The sequence below is a fragment of the Pseudomonas sp. ASL4 genome (assembly GCF_056680395.1).
The window spans coordinates 2,622,491-2,641,702 of sequence record NZ_CM155280.1 but is presented as its reverse complement, the minus strand read 5'-3'; the positions used below and the strand labels follow the sequence as shown (position 1 = coordinate 2,641,702).

At 59.6% G+C, this 19,212-nt stretch carries 19 protein-coding genes and 2 pseudogenes; 6 read left to right on the top strand and 15 right to left on the bottom strand.

The annotated features are described in order from the left end of the window. Nucleotides 1–155: 155 nt before the first annotated feature. The gene (locus AC1MEW_RS12045; protein WP_201256924.1) at nt 156–1,046 is read right to left on the bottom strand and encodes an AraC family transcriptional regulator; all 891 of its coding nucleotides are present in this window, start codon (nt 1,044–1,046) and stop codon (nt 156–158) included. Nucleotides 1,047–1,238: 192 nt separating this feature from the next. Between AC1MEW_RS12045 and AC1MEW_RS12040 the strand changes: the two genes are divergently transcribed. Further along, complete coding sequence (locus tag AC1MEW_RS12040; RefSeq protein ID WP_480426366.1) at nt 1,239–2,291, top strand: NAD(P)-dependent alcohol dehydrogenase; 1,053 nt, start codon at nt 1,239–1,241, stop codon at nt 2,289–2,291. Here AC1MEW_RS12040 and AC1MEW_RS12035 read toward each other — a convergent pair whose 3' ends face one another. The 9 genes and pseudogenes from AC1MEW_RS12035 to AC1MEW_RS11995 all read right to left on the bottom strand — a co-directional run bounded on the left by AC1MEW_RS12035 (nt 2,292) and on the right by AC1MEW_RS11995 (nt 10,181). Next, complete coding sequence (locus AC1MEW_RS12035; protein ID WP_201205687.1) at nt 2,292–3,095, bottom strand: IclR family transcriptional regulator; 804 nt, start codon at nt 3,093–3,095, stop codon at nt 2,292–2,294. It lies immediately after the preceding gene. Between the two features lie 60 nt (nt 3,096–3,155). After that, nucleotides 3,156–4,466, bottom strand: coding sequence for an MFS transporter (locus AC1MEW_RS12030; protein ID WP_201205689.1), 1,311 nt, complete (start codon nt 4,464–4,466; stop codon nt 3,156–3,158). 174 nt (nt 4,467–4,640) lie between these two features. Next, nucleotides 4,641–5,789: a galactonate dehydratase gene (gene dgoD / locus AC1MEW_RS12025; protein ID WP_090186690.1), complete on the bottom strand. Its 1,149-nt coding sequence runs from the start codon at nt 5,787–5,789 to the stop codon at nt 4,641–4,643. A 46-nt stretch (nt 5,790–5,835) separates the two neighbouring features. After that, entirely contained in the window at nt 5,836–6,456 is a 621-nt protein-coding gene (locus AC1MEW_RS12020) for a 2-dehydro-3-deoxy-6-phosphogalactonate aldolase (RefSeq protein WP_322269313.1), read from the bottom strand. 19 nt (nt 6,457–6,475) lie between these two features. Then, nucleotides 6,476–7,468 carry a 2-dehydro-3-deoxygalactonokinase gene (locus AC1MEW_RS12015; RefSeq protein WP_201205694.1) on the bottom strand — a complete coding sequence of 331 codons (993 nt, stop codon included), beginning with the start codon at nt 7,466–7,468 and terminating at the stop codon, nt 6,476–6,478. Nucleotides 7,469–7,787: 319 nt separating this feature from the next. Beyond that, on the bottom strand, nt 7,788–8,285 hold the full coding sequence (locus AC1MEW_RS12010) for a hypothetical protein (RefSeq protein WP_322269317.1): 498 nt from the start codon (nt 8,283–8,285) through the stop codon (nt 7,788–7,790). Between the two features lie 6 nt (nt 8,286–8,291). Further along, nucleotides 8,292–9,024 (bottom strand): annotated as a pseudogene (locus AC1MEW_RS12005) (alpha/beta hydrolase). A gap of 5 nt (nt 9,025–9,029) precedes the next feature. Further along, nucleotides 9,030–9,514 (bottom strand): annotated as a pseudogene (locus tag AC1MEW_RS12000) (PAAR domain-containing protein). A 184-nt stretch (nt 9,515–9,698) separates the two neighbouring features. Beyond that, on the bottom strand, nt 9,699–10,181 hold the full coding sequence (locus AC1MEW_RS11995) for a GNAT family N-acetyltransferase (RefSeq protein WP_201205701.1): 483 nt from the start codon (nt 10,179–10,181) through the stop codon (nt 9,699–9,701). A 223-nt stretch (nt 10,182–10,404) separates the two neighbouring features. Between AC1MEW_RS11995 and AC1MEW_RS11990 the strand changes: the two genes are divergently transcribed. From AC1MEW_RS11990 to AC1MEW_RS11970, 5 genes are all read left to right on the top strand, one after another. Beyond that, complete coding sequence (locus AC1MEW_RS11990; protein ID WP_480426361.1) at nt 10,405–11,058, top strand: HD domain-containing protein; 654 nt, start codon at nt 10,405–10,407, stop codon at nt 11,056–11,058. Between the two features lie 112 nt (nt 11,059–11,170). Continuing rightward, nucleotides 11,171–12,376, top strand: coding sequence for an MFS transporter (locus tag AC1MEW_RS11985; RefSeq protein ID WP_480426359.1), 1,206 nt, complete (start codon nt 11,171–11,173; stop codon nt 12,374–12,376). A gap of 83 nt (nt 12,377–12,459) precedes the next feature. Next, entirely contained in the window at nt 12,460–12,795 is a 336-nt protein-coding gene (locus AC1MEW_RS11980; RefSeq protein WP_322269319.1) for a hypothetical protein, read from the top strand. 53 nt (nt 12,796–12,848) lie between these two features. Then, nucleotides 12,849–13,103: a hypothetical protein gene (locus AC1MEW_RS11975; protein ID WP_323570538.1), complete on the top strand. Its 255-nt coding sequence runs from the start codon at nt 12,849–12,851 to the stop codon at nt 13,101–13,103. Nucleotides 13,104–13,220: 117 nt separating this feature from the next. Next, nucleotides 13,221–13,601, top strand: a complete 381-nt coding sequence (locus AC1MEW_RS11970; RefSeq protein ID WP_201205707.1) for a Rho termination factor N-terminal domain-containing protein — start codon at nt 13,221–13,223, stop codon at nt 13,599–13,601. A 107-nt stretch (nt 13,602–13,708) separates the two neighbouring features. On the opposite strand, the gene AC1MEW_RS11965 is transcribed toward AC1MEW_RS11970, so the two are convergent. From AC1MEW_RS11965 to araH, 5 genes are all read right to left on the bottom strand, one after another. Beyond that, complete coding sequence (locus tag AC1MEW_RS11965; RefSeq protein WP_201205709.1) at nt 13,709–14,638, bottom strand: PfkB family carbohydrate kinase; 930 nt, start codon at nt 14,636–14,638, stop codon at nt 13,709–13,711. Further along, nucleotides 14,631–16,097, bottom strand: coding sequence for a purine-cytosine permease family protein (locus tag AC1MEW_RS11960; RefSeq protein ID WP_201205711.1), 1,467 nt, complete (start codon nt 16,095–16,097; stop codon nt 14,631–14,633). Before AC1MEW_RS11960 ends, AC1MEW_RS11965 begins: the two co-directional genes overlap by 8 nt. A 214-nt stretch (nt 16,098–16,311) precedes the next feature. Beyond that, nucleotides 16,312–17,310: an ADP-ribosylglycohydrolase family protein gene (locus AC1MEW_RS11955; protein WP_322269320.1), complete on the bottom strand. Its 999-nt coding sequence runs from the start codon at nt 17,308–17,310 to the stop codon at nt 16,312–16,314. Then, entirely contained in the window at nt 17,307–18,020 is a 714-nt protein-coding gene (locus AC1MEW_RS11950) for a GntR family transcriptional regulator (RefSeq protein ID WP_201205715.1), read from the bottom strand. The genes AC1MEW_RS11955 and AC1MEW_RS11950 overlap by 4 nt, the downstream gene beginning before the upstream one ends. A gap of 221 nt (nt 18,021–18,241) precedes the next feature. After that, nucleotides 18,242–19,210, bottom strand: a complete 969-nt coding sequence (araH, locus tag AC1MEW_RS11945; RefSeq protein WP_201257005.1) for an L-arabinose ABC transporter permease AraH — start codon at nt 19,208–19,210, stop codon at nt 18,242–18,244. Nucleotides 19,211–19,212: the final 2 nt, after the last annotated feature.

The window sequence follows — 19,212 nt, the reverse complement described above, 5'->3', positions numbered from 1 at the left end:
AATGGGGGCCTTTTTGTTGCCCACGATTCAAGCAACAACACAAGCCCCCTGTGGGAGCGAGCTTGCTCGCGATAGCAACTTATCATTCAACATCAATGCAAGCTGACCCACCGCCATCGCGAGCAAGCTCGCTCCCACAGGGAATCAACGTCAACTCAAGCAGCGCGCTCATCCCCAGGATTACGCTCAAAGTAGCGCTTGTACTCGCGACTGAACTGCGACGTACTCTGATACCCCACCCGGTGCGCGACCTGCGCCACGCCCAACCCTTCCGACATCAACAACTGCTGCGCCTTGAGCAACCGCAAGCGCTTCAAATACTGCACTGGCGACAACAACGTGCTGCGCTTGAAATGCTCATGAAAGGTCGACGCACTCATGTTCGCGCAACTGGCCAGGGTCTCGACATTCAAAGGCTCGGTGAAATGCCCGTGCAGATGGTTGAGTGAAGCCGCAATCCGCGCGAACTGCCCCTGTTGCTCCACCAGCGCGCGCAATACATCAGCCTGCGGACCACGCAATGCGACGAACAACAATTCCCGCAAACGCGCCTGGCCCATGATCTGGCATTCCAGCGGATCGTGCAGACAGCGCAACAACCGCTCCACGCAACCGCGCATGCCATCATCGAGCACCGTCGAGGTCATGGACTCCAGTGTCTGCGCAGGAATGTTACGCCCCGACACCAGCCCCATGGCCAACACCAATTCGCCAAGCAGTACCCGGTCGATGGCGATGGAAATCCCCAGCATCGGCCCCTCCGGCGCGGCAAAGGTTTCGCACTCGAACGGCACCGGCAGCGCCTGAATCAGATAATGCCCGGCGCCATATTCCAGCGTACGAGCCCCCAAATACGCCAGTTTGCTGCCCTGAACGATGATGACCAGGCTCGGCTCATAGATCTGCGGACCACGGGCCACATCGCAACTGGCGCGCAACACCTGCACACCCGGCAACGCCGTCGGGGCGAAACCGTCGCGATTGGTCAGAGGTTGGAGCAGTGAAACCAACGTGGCATTGGCATCGAGATGACGGGTCAACAACATGGGAAGTTCATCACAGAAAAAGTTGCAGAAATCGGGATGAAAACATCATCGCAGGTCTGAGGACCAATGCGACCAATCCGAGGCACATGCCGGAGGATTAGGCATGACACCCGGAGGAATCGCCATGGCCGCCCTCAGGCACCACGCCCAGAATGGCCCACCTCACCTGTCACCGCTTTTGCGAGGTTCCTCATGTACACCGCTATCGGATACGCCGCCCAGTCGGCCACCACTCCCCTCGCCCCCGTGAAATTTGAACGCCGCAGCCCTCGGGCCGACGACGTGGCGATCGAGATTCTCTACTGCGGCGTCTGCCACTCCGACATCCACCAGGCACGCAACGAATGGGGCATTGCCGTTTACCCGCTGATGCCTGGCCACGAGATCGTGGGTAAAGTTACCGCCATCGGTACGAACGTGACCAAGCACAAAATCGGCGATCTGGTCGGCGTCGGTTGCATGGTCGATTCCTGCCGCAGCTGCGAAGCCTGCCAATCCAACCTCGAGCAATACTGCCTCGAAGGCCCGACCATGACTTACGCTACCCCGGACCGGGTCGATGGCAGCAACACCATGGGCGGCTACTCCGACAGCATCGTGGTCAGCGAGCACTTCGTGGTGCGCATTCCGGAAAAACTCGACCTGGCCAGTGCCGCGCCGATTCTCTGCGCCGGTATCACCACTTACTCGCCGCTCAAGCACTACGGCGTGAAGGCAGGCGACAAGGTCGGGATTCTCGGCATGGGCGGCCTCGGCCACATGGGCATCAAGTTCGCCAAGGCCATGGGCGCTGAAGTGACGTTGTTCACCCGCTCGGCGAGCAAGGCTGAAGAAGCTCGCCGTCAGGGCGCGGACCACGTGATTGTGTCCACCGATGCTGAGCAGATGAAAGCTGCGGCCGGCCATTTCAACTTCCTGCTGGACACCATTCTGGTGCAGCACGACCTCAATCCCTACCTCGATACACTCCGTTTCGACGGTGTGCACATTCTGGTGGGCTTGATCGAACCGGTCGATCCGCCGGTGCATGCAGCCAAACTGGTGTTGGGTCGTCGAGTGCTGGCCGGCTCGCTGATCGGTGGCGTCGCAGAAACCCAGGAAGTGCTGGATTTCTGCGCCGAGCACAACATCACCTGCGACATCGAGATGCTCAACATCCATCAGATCAACGAAGCGTTCACCCGCATGATTGCCGGTGACGTGAAGTACCGCTTCGTGATCGACATGGCGACGCTCAAGGTCTGATCAGACTTTAGCGCCGAGCTCCGCCGAGAGCCGAGCCGTGACCCCTTTGATCAGGGGAATCAGCTCGGCCATTTTTTCCAGCGGCATGTACGGCACCGTACTGGCGATGCTGATGCCAGCAACGATGCGCTTGCTGGCATCACGGATCGGCGCTGCCACGCAGCGGATCGACGGTTCGTTGTCTTCCAGATCGAACGCGTAACCGCCCGCCACATATTCAACCATGCGCTGCTGAAATTGCTCCCAGGACTGCTCCGGGTGCTGCGGCCAGAACTGACTTTTCCCACCCGCCGGCAGGCTGACTTCGTACAGCCGTTTCCAGTCTTCCTGCGTGTCATCGAGCATCAGCGCCTTGCCGATCCCGGTGCGCGCCAACGGCATACGATGGCCAACCCGCGAACGCATTTCCGGGCCGTTGCGCCCCGGATTCTTATGCAGGTACAGCACCTCATCGCCTTCACGAATCGCCAAGTGAACGGTGTCGCCGGTCAATGCCGACAACTCATCCAGATACGGCCCGGCCAAGGTCACCAATGGCAACTCTTCGCGCGCCTGGAAACCCAGCTCGATCAGCTTCGGCCCCAGCAAATAACCGACTTGCGGGACCACACGCAGGTAACGCTCGTCCACCAGGCAACTGGCCAGACGATGGGTGGTGCTACGCGTGGTGCCGATCAGTCGGGCGATTTCCTTGAGATCGCGGGCGCCACTGGCCACGGCCTGAACCACACCCAAACCACGAAGCAGTGTCTGGGTGCCGGTCGGCGCGGCGTCCTTGGCGATTTTTGGGGCGTCTTCCTGCATATCCAGCCTTTACCGTTGAGCGAGTGAACGGGCGGCATTATGGTCGCCCGACGGCTGCGACTACAACTTGATACGTTCGACCTTGCCGACCAGCAACACGTAGGAAAGCGCACCAATCAATGCGAGAACCGCGATGTAGGTAATCGCCGGGGCAAACGAATCACCGCTGGCGAGGAAACCGATGACAATCGGCGTGGTAATCGCCGACAGGTTGCCAATGAAATTGAACACCCCGCCGGTCAGCCCGAGCAACCGCGCCGGGGCCAGGGTCGAGACCAGCGACCAGGTGATCGACGCGAGGCCGTTACCAAAGAACGCCAACGCGAGGAAGGCAATCACCAGCGGCGTCGACTCGACGAAGTTGGCGCCGATGATCGAGGTGGAAATCAGCAGGCCGCCAATGATCGGCAGCTTGCGGGCGAAACCGACGGTGTAACCACGACGGATCAAGAAGTCCGAAAAGAACCCGGAACACAGCACGCCGACAAACGCCGCGAGAAACGGCAGCGACGCCAGCAAGCCAGACTTGATGAAGTCCATGCCGCGATATTTCACCAGGTAGGTCGGGAACCATGTCAGAAAGAACCACAACGTCGAGTTGAGGCAGAACTGGCCGAGGTAAATGCCCCAGAGTTTGCGTTTGCTCAGGACAATCCCGAGGTCGATCCAACTGAATTTGGCTTTGACTTTGGCTTGCTCGGCCTGGATATCCACCAGCCCGCCGCCCTCGCGGATCAGGTCGATTTCAGCGTCGTTGGCGCCCTTGAAATCCCGAGGCTCGCGATATACCGCGTACCAGATCACCGCCCAAATAATGCCGACGATACCGGTGCTGACGAACACCATGTGCCAGCCGTATTGGTGTTGCAGCCAGGCCAGTACCGGCGTGAGAAACGCCAGCCCGACAAACTGCCCGGAGGTGTAGAAACCAATGGCCGTGGCGCGTTCGCGTTCAGGGAACCAGGTGGTAACTACACGGCTGTTGATCGGATACGCCGGGGCTTCCAGCGCACCCACCGCCATGCGCAGGACGAACAACGCGATGAAGCTGGCGGCAAAGCCGAGCATCACCGTGGCCAGCGACCATAGCAGCAGTGCAACACTGTAGAGAATTCGTGGTGGGACGCGATCCACCAGCCAGCCGCCGGGGATCTGCATGGCCGCATAAGTCCAACCGAACGCCGAGAAAATCAGCCCGACATGGATCGGGTCGATGCCCAGTTCGCTGGTCAGCGCCGGGGCGGCAATCGACAGGTTGCTGCGGTCCAGGTAGTTGATCACCACCGTGATAAACAGCAGCACCATAATGAAAAAACGCTTGCGACTGGGCGTCACCAACGTCGCCTGCCCGGTGAGGGTTTGCGGTTGCATGGGGTGTGCCTCTTCTTATGTTTATTGAAGGCGATCTAAAGACTGGCGCTGAAACCCTGTGGGAGCGGGCTTGCTCGCGAATGCGGTTTGTCAGTCGAAATCGATGCTGAATGACACACCGCATTCGCGAGCAAGCCCGCTCCCACATTGGATTTGTGTTGAGTCAGAGCGAACTCACCACTCCGCAAAACTGCCATCGGCATGGCGCCAGATCGGGTTGCGCCAGCGGTGGCCGACTGCCGCGCGTTCGATGACGTATTCCTCGTTAATCTCAATCCCCAGGCCTGGGCCATTCGGGATTTTCACGAAGCCTTTGTCGTAATCGAACACCCGCGGATCCTTGACGTAATCCAGCAGGTCGTTGCTCTCGTTGTAGTGGATGCCCAGGCTCTGTTCCTGGATGAATGCGTTGTAGCAAACCGCGTCCAGTTGCAGGCACGCCGCGAGCGCGATCGGGCCCAATGGGCAATGCAGCGCCAGCGCCACATCGTAGGCTTCGGCCATGTTGGCGATCTTGCGGGTTTCGGTGATGCCACCGGCGTGGGACGCATCGGGCTGAATGATGTCGACGTAGCCTTCGCTGAGCACCCGTTTGAAATCCCAACGGGAGAACAACCGCTCACCGAGGGCAATCGGGGTGCTGGTCAGCGGCGCCAGTTCCTTCAACGCTTCGTAGTTTTCGCTGAGCACCGGCTCTTCGATGAACATCAATTTGTACGGATCAAGTTCCTTCATCAGCACCTTGGCCATGGGTTTGTGGACCCGGCCATGGAAGTCGACGCCGATGCCGACGTTCGGGCCGACCGCGTCACGCACGGCGGCGACGTTGGCCAGGGCCAGATCGACTTTCTCGAAGGAGTCGAGGAATTGCAGCTCTTCAGTGCCGTTCATTTTCACCGCAGTGAAACCGCGCTCGACCGCTTCTTTCGCTGCACGCGCGGTGTCTGCCGGGCGGTCGCCGCCGATCCACGAATACACGCGGATCTTGTCGCGCACCTGTCCGCCCAGCAAGTCACTGACCGAGACGCCCAAGGCTTTGCCCTTGATGTCCCACAACGCCTGGTCAATACCGGCCAGAGCGCTCATGTGGATCGCGCCGCCGCGGTAGAAGCCGCCGCGGTACAGCACGGTCCAGATATCTTCGATGTTGCGTGGGTCTTTGCCGATCAGGTAGTCGGACAATTCCTCGACGGCAGCCGCAACCGTGTGGGCGCGGCCCTCGACCACGGGCTCGCCCCAACCGGTCACGCCTTCGTCGGTTTCGATCTTGAGGAAGCACCAGCGTGGCGGGACGATGAAGGTGGTCAGTTTGGTGATTTTCATCTTTTGCCTCTCTTATTAGATGCAGCGCGCTCGGCGCCAAAAAGTCTTAACGCAGAGCGTTCCATGCCGCGACGTAGGCCTTGGCATTTACCGCGACGTCTTCAGGCGTCATGCCCGGTTTGAACAACCCGGAACCGAGACCAAAGCCTTTGACGCCAGCGTCAATAAACACCTGCATGTTGTCCGGCGTAATCCCGCCGACCGGCGCCAAAATAGTTCCGGCGGGCAACACGGCGAGCCAGGCTTTCACTACGGCTGGGCCCATCTGCTCGGCCGGGAACATCTTCAGCACATCCGCGCCTTCGGCCAATGCAGCAAAGGCTTCAGTCGGCGTCGCTACACCCGGCGACAAGAACAACCCCGCCGCCTTCGCCGCGCGCAACACCTTGGGATCGCTGTGGGGCATGACGATCACCTGGCCGCCCGCCGCTTTCACTAGCTCGACCTGTTCCGGCGTCAGCACTGTGCCTGCGCCGATCAGGCAATCGGCGGGCAAGGTGCTGCGCAGGATGCGGATACTTTCGTACGGCTCGGGGGAATTAAGCGGCACTTCGATGACGCGAAATCCGGCGGAATACAGGACGTTTCCGATGGCCGCTGCTTCCTGCGGGCGCAGGCCACGCAGAATCGCGATCAGGCCGTTTTGCGCCAGGGCTTGCTTGAGCATGTCAGACCTCCAGTCAGGTTTAACGGGATGGGTTGTGTTTGATCAGTCCGGCGGCAACCGCCAGTTGCCACAACCCGTGCTCGGTGGCTTGCTCGGCCAGCGTCACTCGGGCAAAGCCGCAAGCGTCGAGGGCCCGGCTGTAGCGGGCACAGAGTTGTGAATTACCAATAAGAATGATCGAGGGCAGGTGCACGCTGTTGCGTCGGCGCCGCTGAACATTGGCCAGGGCCGACAGTTCATGGCCGATCAACAGGCCGGACAGATAGTCCGGCTGGGCCGTGGCGCTGAGTTCGCCGGTCAGCCCGAGGCTGCGGGCGCTGAATAACGTCGACAGCGGCCCGATCTCGCCGTCCGCCGACAAGGCCACTTGCACACCACGGTCAAACGCCGGGCCATCGAACGACGCGCCCTGTTGCTGGGTGCGCCCGAGAATGCTGTGTTCACTGAGCACGGCGAAGACTTCGCCGGTCATGAAGGTGTCGAAATGAACGATGCAGCCATCGGCCACTTCGACCCATTTCGAATGGCTGCCCGGCAAACCGATCAACAGATCGTTGCCCGCCCCGCTCGGCAGATTCTGCAACACGCCAAGGACCTGGGTTTCTTCGCCGCGCATCACGTTCGGCAGACGCGAACGCTGAATCACGCCCGGCACGATGTGCACATCGACACCGCGAAGACTGCGAACGGTTTGTAGGGAAGTTCCGAGATTAGCGACGTTTGCCGGCGTGTCGCAGTAGGCTGCTTCGCGCCAGCCCTGGGCGCTGCCGACCATGCCGCAGGCAATCACCGGCAAATCGGGTTGGGCATCGAGCCAGTCACCGCAGGCCTCATCGAACGCCAGTTCAAAACCGTTGGTGCATTCCTGGCCGTTGATGATTCGCGGCGTGCGTGGCAATTGCATGATGCCGGACGACAGCGAACGCTGTTCCAGCACCTGGCCACCCGCGGCGAGTTTGTAAGCACGTAATGAGGTTGTCCCCCAATCGAGCGCGATCAATTGCGCCAGCATCGCTTCACCTGTTTTGTTTTTGGCAGTGAGTGAGCTGGACTATAAACCCGGACGCGGGAAAATCTCAATATATAAATATCATTCCCATATTATGGGATATCCAATAACAAAAAAAATACCCGCCGGCGCAGATTTCGGCATTCAATCAGGGATTATGTGCAATGCAGAGCGGCCTCGATGAGATCAAGGCCGGAGAGCTTTCAGATAGTAGTACGACAAGCGCCAAATGGCTGGGCCGTTAGAGGCGGGCAAACACGTGGCGGGCGATGCAGGTACCGCTTGTATTTGCGCAAGTGAGCCTTGTGGCAGATGCTCGCGTTTACTGTTTCGTCGCCGCTTTTAGCAACTCACTCGTCGGGACGCGCATAACCTTTGAGAAGTACGTCTTGTAGGTTGTGGTCTGGACTCTAAATACACATGAAATAAAATCGCATCGTTTCAACAGCGGGACCAAGGTTTCACCGTCTAGATAATTTTCCCCGCCCTTGCCACTTTCCGATTCCCTGAAAATGACATTCGCGCGATACCGCAACGGCAGATCGCCCGCCACGGGTTCTACCAGACCAAAACCAGAACGTTTTATGTGATGGGCTTCGGTAAAGTCGAGGTCATCTTCCAACGCACAGACAAGCCCCTGACCAATCCTGGACTTAAACAACTGCAGAACATCGACGTCAGAGCTGAAATAAATCTGATAGAGCCCAGTATTACGAAGCTCCTCCACACTCAAATACTCGAGAGTGGCCTCTGGTTTTCCGTGATTTAACGAGCATCCGGCACTCATCAATATAAATAGACATAGAAGAACCTTGCGCACCCGGACTTACTTCCTGAAATAGATCAAAATTGATTCATAAAATATTTGTCGAGCCGATTTGCCGCCGGGCAGTATTTGCAAAAACATCCTGTCGGCATCCGCATGATTGACGTCAACGCGACCCATGACATTAGGGCCTTGCGTCACTTCCCACTGTTCACCAAAGTCGGCAACCAGGTCCGACACGTTCCAGTCGACGGCGGCAGCCGGGATATTCAACCAGTAGTCAGCCTTGGGTTTAGGCTCGCGCCGGTAGATATTGGAAATGCCGTAGACAATCTTGCCTTCGCCTACCGGGTCCAGCGTCATTAACATTTTTACTTTAAAGCCTTTATCCGTCAGCACACTGGACAGGTGAGCACCTGTTCCAGCCTCCCAGGCTATGGCCCACAATGTAAATCGCAGTGGAACAATTTGGTATCCGGCTCAGTACGTTCTTTTCGAGATCTTCATCACTGATAAACGCGTTATAACTGAGCGGCCAGGACGGGCAGCGCTTCAATATATTCAACTGCGTTGCATCGTCAATGGTGATCTTTCGGACATAGTCAATATTATTATTCGGCCCCGTCCCGTAGTAACTTTCCTGATCGCCCGCACCGCCAATAAAGAATATGACCAAATCGCGCAAGGCCACAGGAACCGGCTTGACGGATTGGTCGGTCTTGCACGTTAACGTGTGAGTTTTTACTTCTCTTTTTGGCAGTTCTTCCTTCACCGCCGGCGCTGCACCTGCCATCCCGATCACTCCACAAACAGTTTGATAGTTTCAGCCAGATGCGAACTGACGGTGTGGGTGAATCCGGACACGTCCGTAATCCCATGCTCTTCGCTGCCGTCGCCACGCTGAATGGTGTAAGGGTGATAAGGCACCGGTTCTCCAGAGGCCTCGTTAACCACCTGTAGCCTGTCAGTGAAATGCACCGGCATCGGCAACAACCCACTAAACGCAGCCCCGCCGCCACTCTGGCCAATAATCACAGTCCCGGAGCCACCGATTACCACGTTGCCGTGACCACCGGTGCTGTCGAGGGTGGCGGCGTTGAGACCGTTGATGAACACCGTGCCGGACACCGCGCCGGTAATCGGGCTACCGCAGGCGGATTTGTCGGTCATGCGGGCGGCGGCGAGAATACGTCCGGGGAGCCAGAAGCGATCGGGTTGGTGCCATGGCCTGGCAATGGGCACGCGGTAGGGTCGGTTACACGCGCGGCGGGTTTTCCACTCAAGTCAAAGCTCCTTGCTCATGAGTTATAAGTAATGGCGGGGAGATAGCCATGTCGCTCACGGCGAAGACGCCACGGGCGTGGAGATAGAGTGCCAAATGCATTGCAAGTGTCGTCCGTGAGCGCGCAAAAGGCGCGCACAATGCCGGACTAGAGCGGTCGGCACAACAAAATCATCAGATTGCCATCATCCACCTTCGGCAAATTCCCGGAGCACCGTCCCATCCATCCGATACCGCACCCACTCTTCCTGTGGTTGCGCGCCGAGGGATTTGTAGAAGTCGATGGCCGGTTTGTTCCAGTCCAGCACGCTCCATTCAAAACGCCCGCAATCATTGGCGCAGGCGATTTTTGCCAAGTGGCGCAGCAACGTTTTGCCGGCGCCACCGCCGCGTTGTTCGGGGGTGATGTAGAGGTCTTCGAGGTACAGGCAATTGCTGCCGAGCCAGGTGGAATAGCTGAAGAAGAACACCGCAAAACCAATCGGTAAACCGTCCCGCAGGCAGATCAGGCCGTGGGCGGTGGCGCCTTCGCTGAACAGGCTGCGCTCGATGTCGGCAACGCTGGCGATGACTTCGTGGCGGGCACGTTCGTAGTCGGCCAGTTCAGTGATGAACGCGAGAATTTGCGGTGCATCGCTGGGGGTCGCCGGGCGGATCTCGATCGTCATGGACGTGCCTTGTCAGAAGTTGAAAACGCCATACTAAGGCGGTAATCGGCGCTCGTCATATGGGAATGCAAAAAGTACCCTACAAATGGCTTTGTTGGGCCTTGTGTGGGAGCGGGCTTGCTCGCGAAAGCAGTCTTCCAGACACATGAACTTTGAATGTGAAACCGCTTTCGCGAGCAAGCCCGCTCCCACATTTTTACCGCGCATGACCAAAAGGATGTTTATGACCGCCGCCGCTTTCGTACCACTGCAAACCCTCGCCGATACACTGCTGCCCCACGCGCTGGAACCCTCGGAGGACGGCGCCCACGACCTGTCGCACTTGCAGCGGGTATGGCACAACGTACGCACGCTTCATGCGCAAGAAGGCGGAGATCTAGAAGTGCTGCTGGCGGCGGTGTTGCTGCACGATTGCGTGGCGGTGGAAAAGAACTCGCCCCTGCGTTCCCAGGCGTCTCGATTGGCAGCAGAAAAAGCCGCAACGCTACTGACGACACTGGATTGGCCAAACACAAAAATCGCTGCCGTCGCCCACGCCATCGAAGCCCACAGCTTTTCCGCCAACATCGCCCCGACCACCCTCGAAGCCAAAATAGTGCAGGACGCCGACCGTCTCGATTCCCTCGGCATGCTCGGTGTCGCCAGAACGTTCTATATCGCCGGGCGCATGGGCAGTGCGCTGTACGACCCGCAAGACCCGGAAGCCAAGGCGCGGGACTACGACGACAAGCGCTTTTGCCTCGATCATTTCCAGACCAAGCTGCTGCACCTGGCGGACGGTTTCCAGACGACCACAGGCCAACGCCTGGCGCAGACTCGCCATCAACGGCTCAAGGGTTTCATGGAACTGTTCAAGGAAGAAATCGGCGTCTGCTGAACCCCTTACTCCGGTCCGCGCTAACCCTGAAATCGGCAACCTCGGACCTAACATCGGCGACTTGCATGGTAGATAGATGAAGCGCTCATTTATCTGGTCAAGGAACCGCCTCATGTCTACCGCCCCACCCCAGGTCTCAAGCAAGTTGTTCGGCCTGTTTTGCCTCGCCAGTTACCTGCTGTCGCTGTCCTATGGCGCGACGTTTTTGCTCTCGCTGCTGATCGGTTCCCGGGGCGGTAATGAACATGACGCCGGCAGCGTGATTTCGGCGGCAATGCTCAGCACCTTTGCGGCGGTGATTGTCTCCGGGCATCTATCGGACCTGCTCGGTGCAGCGCGTTCGATCGCCCTGTTCGGTCTATTGCTGGTGGCGGCGAGCCTGGGCTTCGCGCTGACACCGGGCTTCGGTAACTTGCTGCTGTTTTTCGGTCTGTTGCTGGGGCTCGGCTGGGGCGTGTTCTACACCTTGGGGCCGATCATTGTGGCGAGCCTGGTCACGCCGTCCCAACGAGCCAAATACTTTGCGTTGCTGTCGGGCAGCATGATGACCGGCATTGGCAGCGGCCCGTTGCTGGGTCGCGCCGCCAGCGCGTTGGGCTATCCGGTGACAGCGGCGTTTTACCTGGCAGCGCTGGCCAGCCTGATCGGCGTGGTGCTGTTCTGGCGATTGGATTCGCACCTGAAAAAAGCCCACACCAACCCGACAGCGGTGTCGCGAATTTCCTGGGGCGCCGCACAGCAAGTGCTGTCCTCCAAAGCGCTGTTCCCCATCATCATGGTCGGTCTCGGCGGGTGCGTTTTTGGTGGACTGTCGAGTTTTCAGACCAGTTACGCAGCGTCGCGCGCACTGGATTACTCGCTGTTCTTTTTCGGGTTCATGGGTGCGGCCATCAGCAGCCGCATGCTGATCGCCAGTTTCGTGGTCAGGCGTGATCCGTTCCGGGCGTCCTGCCTGTTGTCGGGGCTGATGATGGGTTCGATCCTGATGTTCGGCTTCGTGGTCGATAGCAGCTTCACTTACCTGCTGGCGGCGGTGATGCTCGGGGTCGGTTACGGCCTGACCTATTCGGTGATCAATGGCCTGGCAGCAAACGAAGCGCCGACCGGCACCACCGCGCAAGCCTTGCTGCTGTTCAGCCTGTCGTACTTTATCGGCGTGTTCGGCTTTCCGCTGCTGGCCGGAAAAATCATCGTCGAGCACGGGATGGCGACATTATTGTTTGCCGTTTTGCTGATTGCCGCGTTGAACTGGCTGATCACGGTGGGCCGGCTGCTTTGGCGTCGAACTACACTCGCCAAAGCGCTGCAGCAAGCCTAGACCGTTCGTCATTCATCAGGCACCAATCCAGATCGGGGGCGGACCAACATCAGGTAAGGACTCTAATAATTGGAGACGACACCATGATCATGTCCCGGCTGACCGCCCTCGCTCTCGCTGCCCTGCTGTCCTCTACTGCCTTCGCCGCCACCATGGCCTCCGGCACCGGCCCGACCGACCCGGTCGAAAAACCCAAAGCCCCGGCCATCCAGGGTGCCCCGGGCATGAACAGCAATGGCTCGGGCATCGACAGCAGTTTGCCGCCAGCCACGGGCACTGACCCGCGACTCCAGGGCAGCGACGCCGGCCGTCAAGGCGGGATGAACATGCCGGACACCCAGACACCCGATAACGCTGGCAGCGGCATCGGCTCGAAAACCACAACCAGTGGTTCGGATTCCGAAGGTGCCGACCAATAGTTCGCCGACGCGAGTACCGCAACACCCTATCCACATCCATGAAAGAGGTAACCATGAACGTCGATAAAAACCTGGAAAAAGAAGTCCTGACCCGTCTGTTGCACGCCCACCCAAGCGGTTTGGGCAAGGAGGTCCTGGACAATTACCGGGGGGAGAAAGTCGTGGCCAATACCCTCGCCGCTTTGCAGGATCGCGGACTGATCCACCATGGTCATGTGACCTGTAACGAGGCTGGCGAGCATTCACTGAGCTTGCCGATCAAACTCAGCGCGGCGGGGGTTGAGGCGGCGCGCAAGTTGGACGTTTAACCGCAGCAAGATCAAAAGATCGCAGCCTGCCACAGCCCCTACACGGTAGTGCCATACCCGTAGGAGCTGCCGCAGGCTGCGATCTTTCAAAAAATTCGTGAAGCCAGGAGAAATCCCATGCCTCGTGGAAGCAAAGACAAATACACCGCCGAGCAAAAACGCAAGGCCGAGCACATTGAAGAAAGCTACGAACACAAAGGTGTTTCGAAGGATGAGGCCGAAGCCCGGGCCTGGGCGACGGTGAACAAGCAGTCGGGCGGCGGCGAACGGGCCGGTGGTTCCGGGCGCAGGAAACCGGCAAGTGCCAAATCTGAAGATCGTAAAGAGTCGTCCCGTCGGGCGGTGGCCAGCCGTGAAGGTCATTCGCGTAACAGCAAGGCTTCGCGGGACACGCAAACCGTCGACAGTTTGATGAAAGAAGCCCGGGCGAAGAAGATTCCGGGGCGGTCGGGGATGCGTAAGCAAGAGCTGATAGAGGCGTTGCGCAAGGCTGGCTGACGGTCAGGATTTGTGTTGGGTTTGAAGGCCCCTTCGCGGGCAAGCCTCGCTCCTACGGATATACGCGATCCCCTGTAGGAGCGAGGCTTGCCCGCGAAGACGTCGGTTCAATCACCAAAAGTCTTACGGATCAACGCATCCACTTCAGCAGCCCCCGGCGAAGTCGCCGGCCCCCACCGTGTAACGGCCAAAGCCGCCGCCGCATTTGCCCGCCGTGCCGCCTCAACCGCCGCCAACCCTTGCGCCAACCCGGCCACAAACACCCCAGCATGGGCATCCCCGGCACCGTTGCTGTCCACCGCATCAACCTTGAACCCCGGCACGTGCTGACGCTCGCCACGCTGGCTGATCCAGCAGCCCTGCGGCCCATCGCGCACCACCATCAACACCTCGGCCGGCAGATGATCGACCAACCGATCCAACGCCTCGGCGATGTTTGGCGCGCCGGTAAACTTCAGCGCCTCGACGCCGTTGCTGGTCCACAAATCGATACGCGCCAGCAAGGCTTGCATCAATGGTTCATCCGGCGAATCCACCAACGGTCCCGGATCGAACACCACGTTGATCCCCTTCGGCAAACCCAGCACCCAATCCACCAGCGCCTGGGCCTTGCCGCTATGCAGCAGGCTGTAGCCACTGACGTAGACATAGTCACCCACCTCGGCCGGCACGCTGGCCAAATCTTCAGCAGTCACTTCGCCTTCAGCGCCGATGTAGGAAATGAAACTGCGCTCAGCCGAGGCGTCGGTCACCGCGACGCACAATCCGGTATCGCGCTCGGCGCTGTGAGTGATGCCGATCCGAATGCCTTCGGTCCTCATCGCCTCCCGGGCCAGGTCGCCAAAACGCCCGGTGCCATGGCGACCTAGGTAGACCACCGGCAAGCCATTACGCTGGGCCGCAGCCATCACGTTGAACCCGCCGCCGGCTTCGAAACTGGCGGATTGCGCCAACACGTCGCCGCCCGCCTGAGGCAGTTTATCCACGGCCATGACCAGGTCGATGATGACCTGGCCGGTGTGCAACAGCTTAGGCATGAGCGTTCTCAATCAGTGCAGCGCGACGATCCTTGGCCCCGCCGAGTACAAAGTAAATCCCGCCGGCCACCAGGAAGGTCACGATCCAGCCGAGGCCGTTATGGCCCAGCCAGGAGTCGGACAGGAAGCCGCGGAACCAGATGTTTTCTGCAGTGGTGCCGATGGTGGTGAAGCTGAAACCCAGCACAATCGCGAATGCCCACGCACCGAAGGCGCGCCATTCGATGCCGCCGCGATACCAGTAGGCGCTGCTCGGGCTGACGTCCAGCAAGTCTTTGGGGCTGTAGTAATGACGATGAATCAGGTCGACCACGAAGATCCCGACCCACGCGGTGATGGGCACTGCCAGCAGGGAAATGAAGGTGATGAACGGACCGTAGAAACTGTCGGCAATCAGCATGAAGTAGATCGAGCCGGCGAAGATCGCGACGATATCAACCACCACTGCGTACACCCGCTTGACCTTCAGGCCGAGGGTCAGCGTGGTCAAACCGGCGGAGTACACCGACAGGTTGTTCGACAGCAGCAGCCCGCCGAACGCGGTGATCAGGTACGGCACGGCCATCCAGGTCGGCAGCATGTCGCGGATCGCGATGATCGGGTCAGTGGCTTGGGCCAGGTCGTTATTGCCCACCGAGAGCAAGCCGCCGAGGGTGATCAGCAGCACCAGCGGAATCCCCGCACCGAATGCGGCCGAGGCCACCAGGCGCACGGCTTTGACGCTGCGGTGCTGATAGCGCGACATGTCCGCGCCAGCGTTGGCCCAGCCAATCCCGGTGCCGGCCGCCATGGTGCCGACGCCGATGATCATTGCACTCAGTGGTGCCGGCGTGGCGTTGAACACCGCGCTCCAGTCGATGGTCGCGCAGAGGAAACCGCCGACCACAATGTTCAGCGCGCCGAACACATAGGTCGCCCACTTCTGGATCACCAACAACGTAGCGTGGCCCAGGCCAGACACCGACAGGGTCAACAGGACGAAAATCGCAATGAAGATCAGCGTCAGCACGGGTGCGCTTTTGGCTTCTACAGGCGAACCGAACAGGATCGAGCACAACGACAACAACACGAACGCGGCGGTGGTGGTGTTGACCGTTTCCCAACCCAGGCGGGACATCAGCGAGACCACGGTCGGGCCGATGTTGCCGCGCACGCCGAAGATCGCTCGTGACAGGGTCAGACTCGGTGCGCGACCACGACGGCCGGCGATGGAGATGATCCCGACCACCGCGAACGAACCGGCTGCACCAAGGATTGCGACGATGATCGCCTGCCAGATGGCCAACCCGCGAAAGGCCACGAGGGTCGCGCCCAACGGCAGACCGAGGATTGAAATATTGGCGGCGAACCAGACCCAGAACAGTTGCAGCGGATGACCGTTGCACTCGCTTTCCGGCACCGGCTCGATACCGCGGGTTTCCAGTTGCCCGGCGCTTGGCCCGGCGTTCGATGAACTCATGTTGGATGCTCCTGTTGCCATTGTTTTGGTTGTGGGCAGTTTCGGAAGTCGACATCACATCCCGGCAGTCCTGGCCGTCTTCGTGCTTTCCGTTGCGGGTAAAAAAATCAGATCGGCGGCGCGCCCTTCGCGAGCAAGCCCGCTCCCACAGGGGATTTGTGTCGTGCACAGATCAAATGTGGGAGCGGGCTTGCTCGCGAAGGCGTCAGCCCGGTCAGCGTAAAGCCAACAGGCCTTTCACCAACGGTTCAAGCTCCAGACCATTCACGGCTTTGATCTCGTCGATCATCGCCACCGGCCAACTCTCAAGCCCCAGACAGGCCCCGAGCATTGCGCCGAGAATCGCCGCAATGGTGTCGGTGTCGCCGCCCAGACTGGCGGCCATGCACACCGCTTCGAAGGCATTCATCTCGCCAATGGCCACTTGCTGAGCCAGGGCAAACGAGACCACCACCGATTCCTGCGAAGCCACCGAGGTGCCGATCACGTCGTACAGCAAGTCCGCCAACAAGGCCTTGTCGCTGTCGACGCTGATGGTCCGCGCCCAACTGATCCGCGAGGCGATACGTCCGCCAGCGACCCAGTGACCATGGCTTTCAGCTTGCTGGGCGATCTGCATGCCCAGGTTCAAAGCCTCGCCCAGGTCCATGCCATTGATGCCGGCCGAGACCACCGCCGCCACCGCCGCCGCACTGGAAATCCCCAGCGTGGTGTTGTGGGTGACTTGGCAGGCTTGCACCACGGCTTTAATGAAGCGCTGCGGATCGGCGACATCCGCCGCGATCCCGACCGGGGTGATGCGCATCGCTGCGCCATTGGTGGTGCCGTAGCGCCCCGCCTCTTCCGGCGAATGACCGGCGAGAATCATCTCGATCGCGCGTTTGGTCGAAGGGCCGAGCAAATCCTGCGAGCCCTTGGCCTGCATCTCGGCTTCCCACTCGATCAGCCGCTGGGCGAGCACGGCCGGTTCGATCCGGCCCTCGCCTTCAATCAGCAACTGGCCGACCAGGATCGCCTGTTCGGTGTCGTCGGTGATCGAGCCTTTGGGCATGTTGGCGGCGATTGGTTGATCGGGACCGGCATCTTCCAGGTCAGTGATTTCGCCGAAGCGCGCCTTGATTTCGGCACGGCTCAGGGATTGGGTCGGCATGCCCAGGGCGTCGCCTAACGCCAGGCCATAGAACGCGCCCAAGGCACGGTTGAGCGCGGTCACTTTGACTCTCCAAATTGCAGGTGCAAACGAAAATGCACCGGGTCGAGCAGGCTTTCGACCTGTTCCATAAACCGGCCCTGACGGTCGTACGTGGTGCGCAGGGCCTTGAGGAATACCGTGCCGTGCGGACGACCGAGCAGGTCGGCGTCTTCGGCACTCAACGGCTCGGCGCCGATCCACTGATCACCGCGTTCGCCGATGTAACCGTAGGCGGCCAGGGTGATGGTCAGCGAGTTATCAATCAGGCCAACCCGCGGCAGGCTTTCCAGGCCTCCGGTGGCGGGCATCAGTGAACGTTCGAGGGACACCAGCGTGCCGTCGTTGGAACGGCGGCGACGATCAAGGGTGATGAACTTCTCGGTGCCGAACCGCGGCAGCAAGTCAGGACGAGTGACCGCCTCGAGCCGCAGCACTTCGGTATTGATCAGCGCCCCGCTGTCCGCCAGGGCCTGGGCCCAACCACTGCGCTGATCGAGCACCACACCGTCGAAGGTGACAATGGAGCCGACTCCGCTTTGCGTGGCGATGTAGTTGCGCCTCTTCAGTTCGGCCAGGGCTTCACGCAGCGTGCCGCGGCTGACCTTGAATTCTTGAGCCAACTGATGCTCGCCCGGCAACAGAAAGCCGTCCTCCATGAGGCCGCTTTCGATGCGCCGGATGAGTTCGTCGACCACCCGTTGTTTCTTGTCAAATCGAACCTGTCTAATCATGTACAAAGTGATAACCGAAACAGGGTCGGGCGAGCAAGGAATTTTTTGAGGGAGGTGATGGAAGGAAGGAGGATCATAGATCAAATGTGGGAGCGGGCTTGCTCGCGAAAGCGGTCTGTCTGACACATCAATATTGAATGTGCCGACGCTTTCGCGAGCAAGCCCGCTCCCACACTGGATCTCCTGCCCCCACACATTTTGTGTGAGGCAGGTGAATTTATTTAGCGTTGTTTCAGTCGGTCAATCACCACCGCCAGCAACAGGATCGAACCGCGAATCACATACTGATAAAACGTATCGATGTTTTTCAGGTTCATCGCATTTTCGATGATCGCCAGAATCAACACCCCGGCAATCACATGCCGAATCATGCCGATCCCGCCACTCAACGACACCCCGCCCAACACACAGGCGGAGATCACCGTCAGTTCAAAACCCTGGCCAATCATCGGCTGGCCCGAGGTCATGCGCGAGGCGAGAATCACCCCGGCCAACGCCCCGATCAAACCGTGCACGGCGAAGATGATGATTTTGGTCCGATCAACGTTCACCCCGGCCAGCAGCGCCGCTTCCTGGTTACCGCCGATGGCCATGGTGTTGCGCCCGTAGGTGGTGTAGTTCAGCAGCCAACCGAAAAACAGGAAGCAGACGATGGTGATCAGGATCGGTACCGGCACGCCGAACAACTGGCCGTTGCCGAATACGAAGAACTGCTCCTGCGACACGCCCACCGCTTTACCGTTGGCAAAAATGTACGCCAGACCACGGACGATCTGCATGGTCGCCAGCGTGGTGATTAACGCATTGACCCGCAACTTGGCGATCACAATCCCGTTGATCAACCCGACAATCAGGCCCATGAACAGCGCAGCGACAACACCGAGGAACACGCTGTCGGTGTCGCGCATCACCACCGCCGCGACCACGCCGGCGCAGGCAATCACCGAGCCCACCGACAAGTCGAAATGCCCGGACGCCAGGCAATACAACATGGTGCACGCGGCAATCCCGGTGGTGGAAATCGCCAGCCCCAGGCCACGCATGTTCAGCGGCGACAGGAAGTTGTCGATCAGCAAGGTACACGCCAGGAAGATCGCGATGGCCGCCAGCAACATGACCCAGTCGTCGAGAAAACGCCGCAGGTCCAGAGGTTTGCGCGGGGTCGGCAGAGCGTTGTTTTGGATTGTCATCA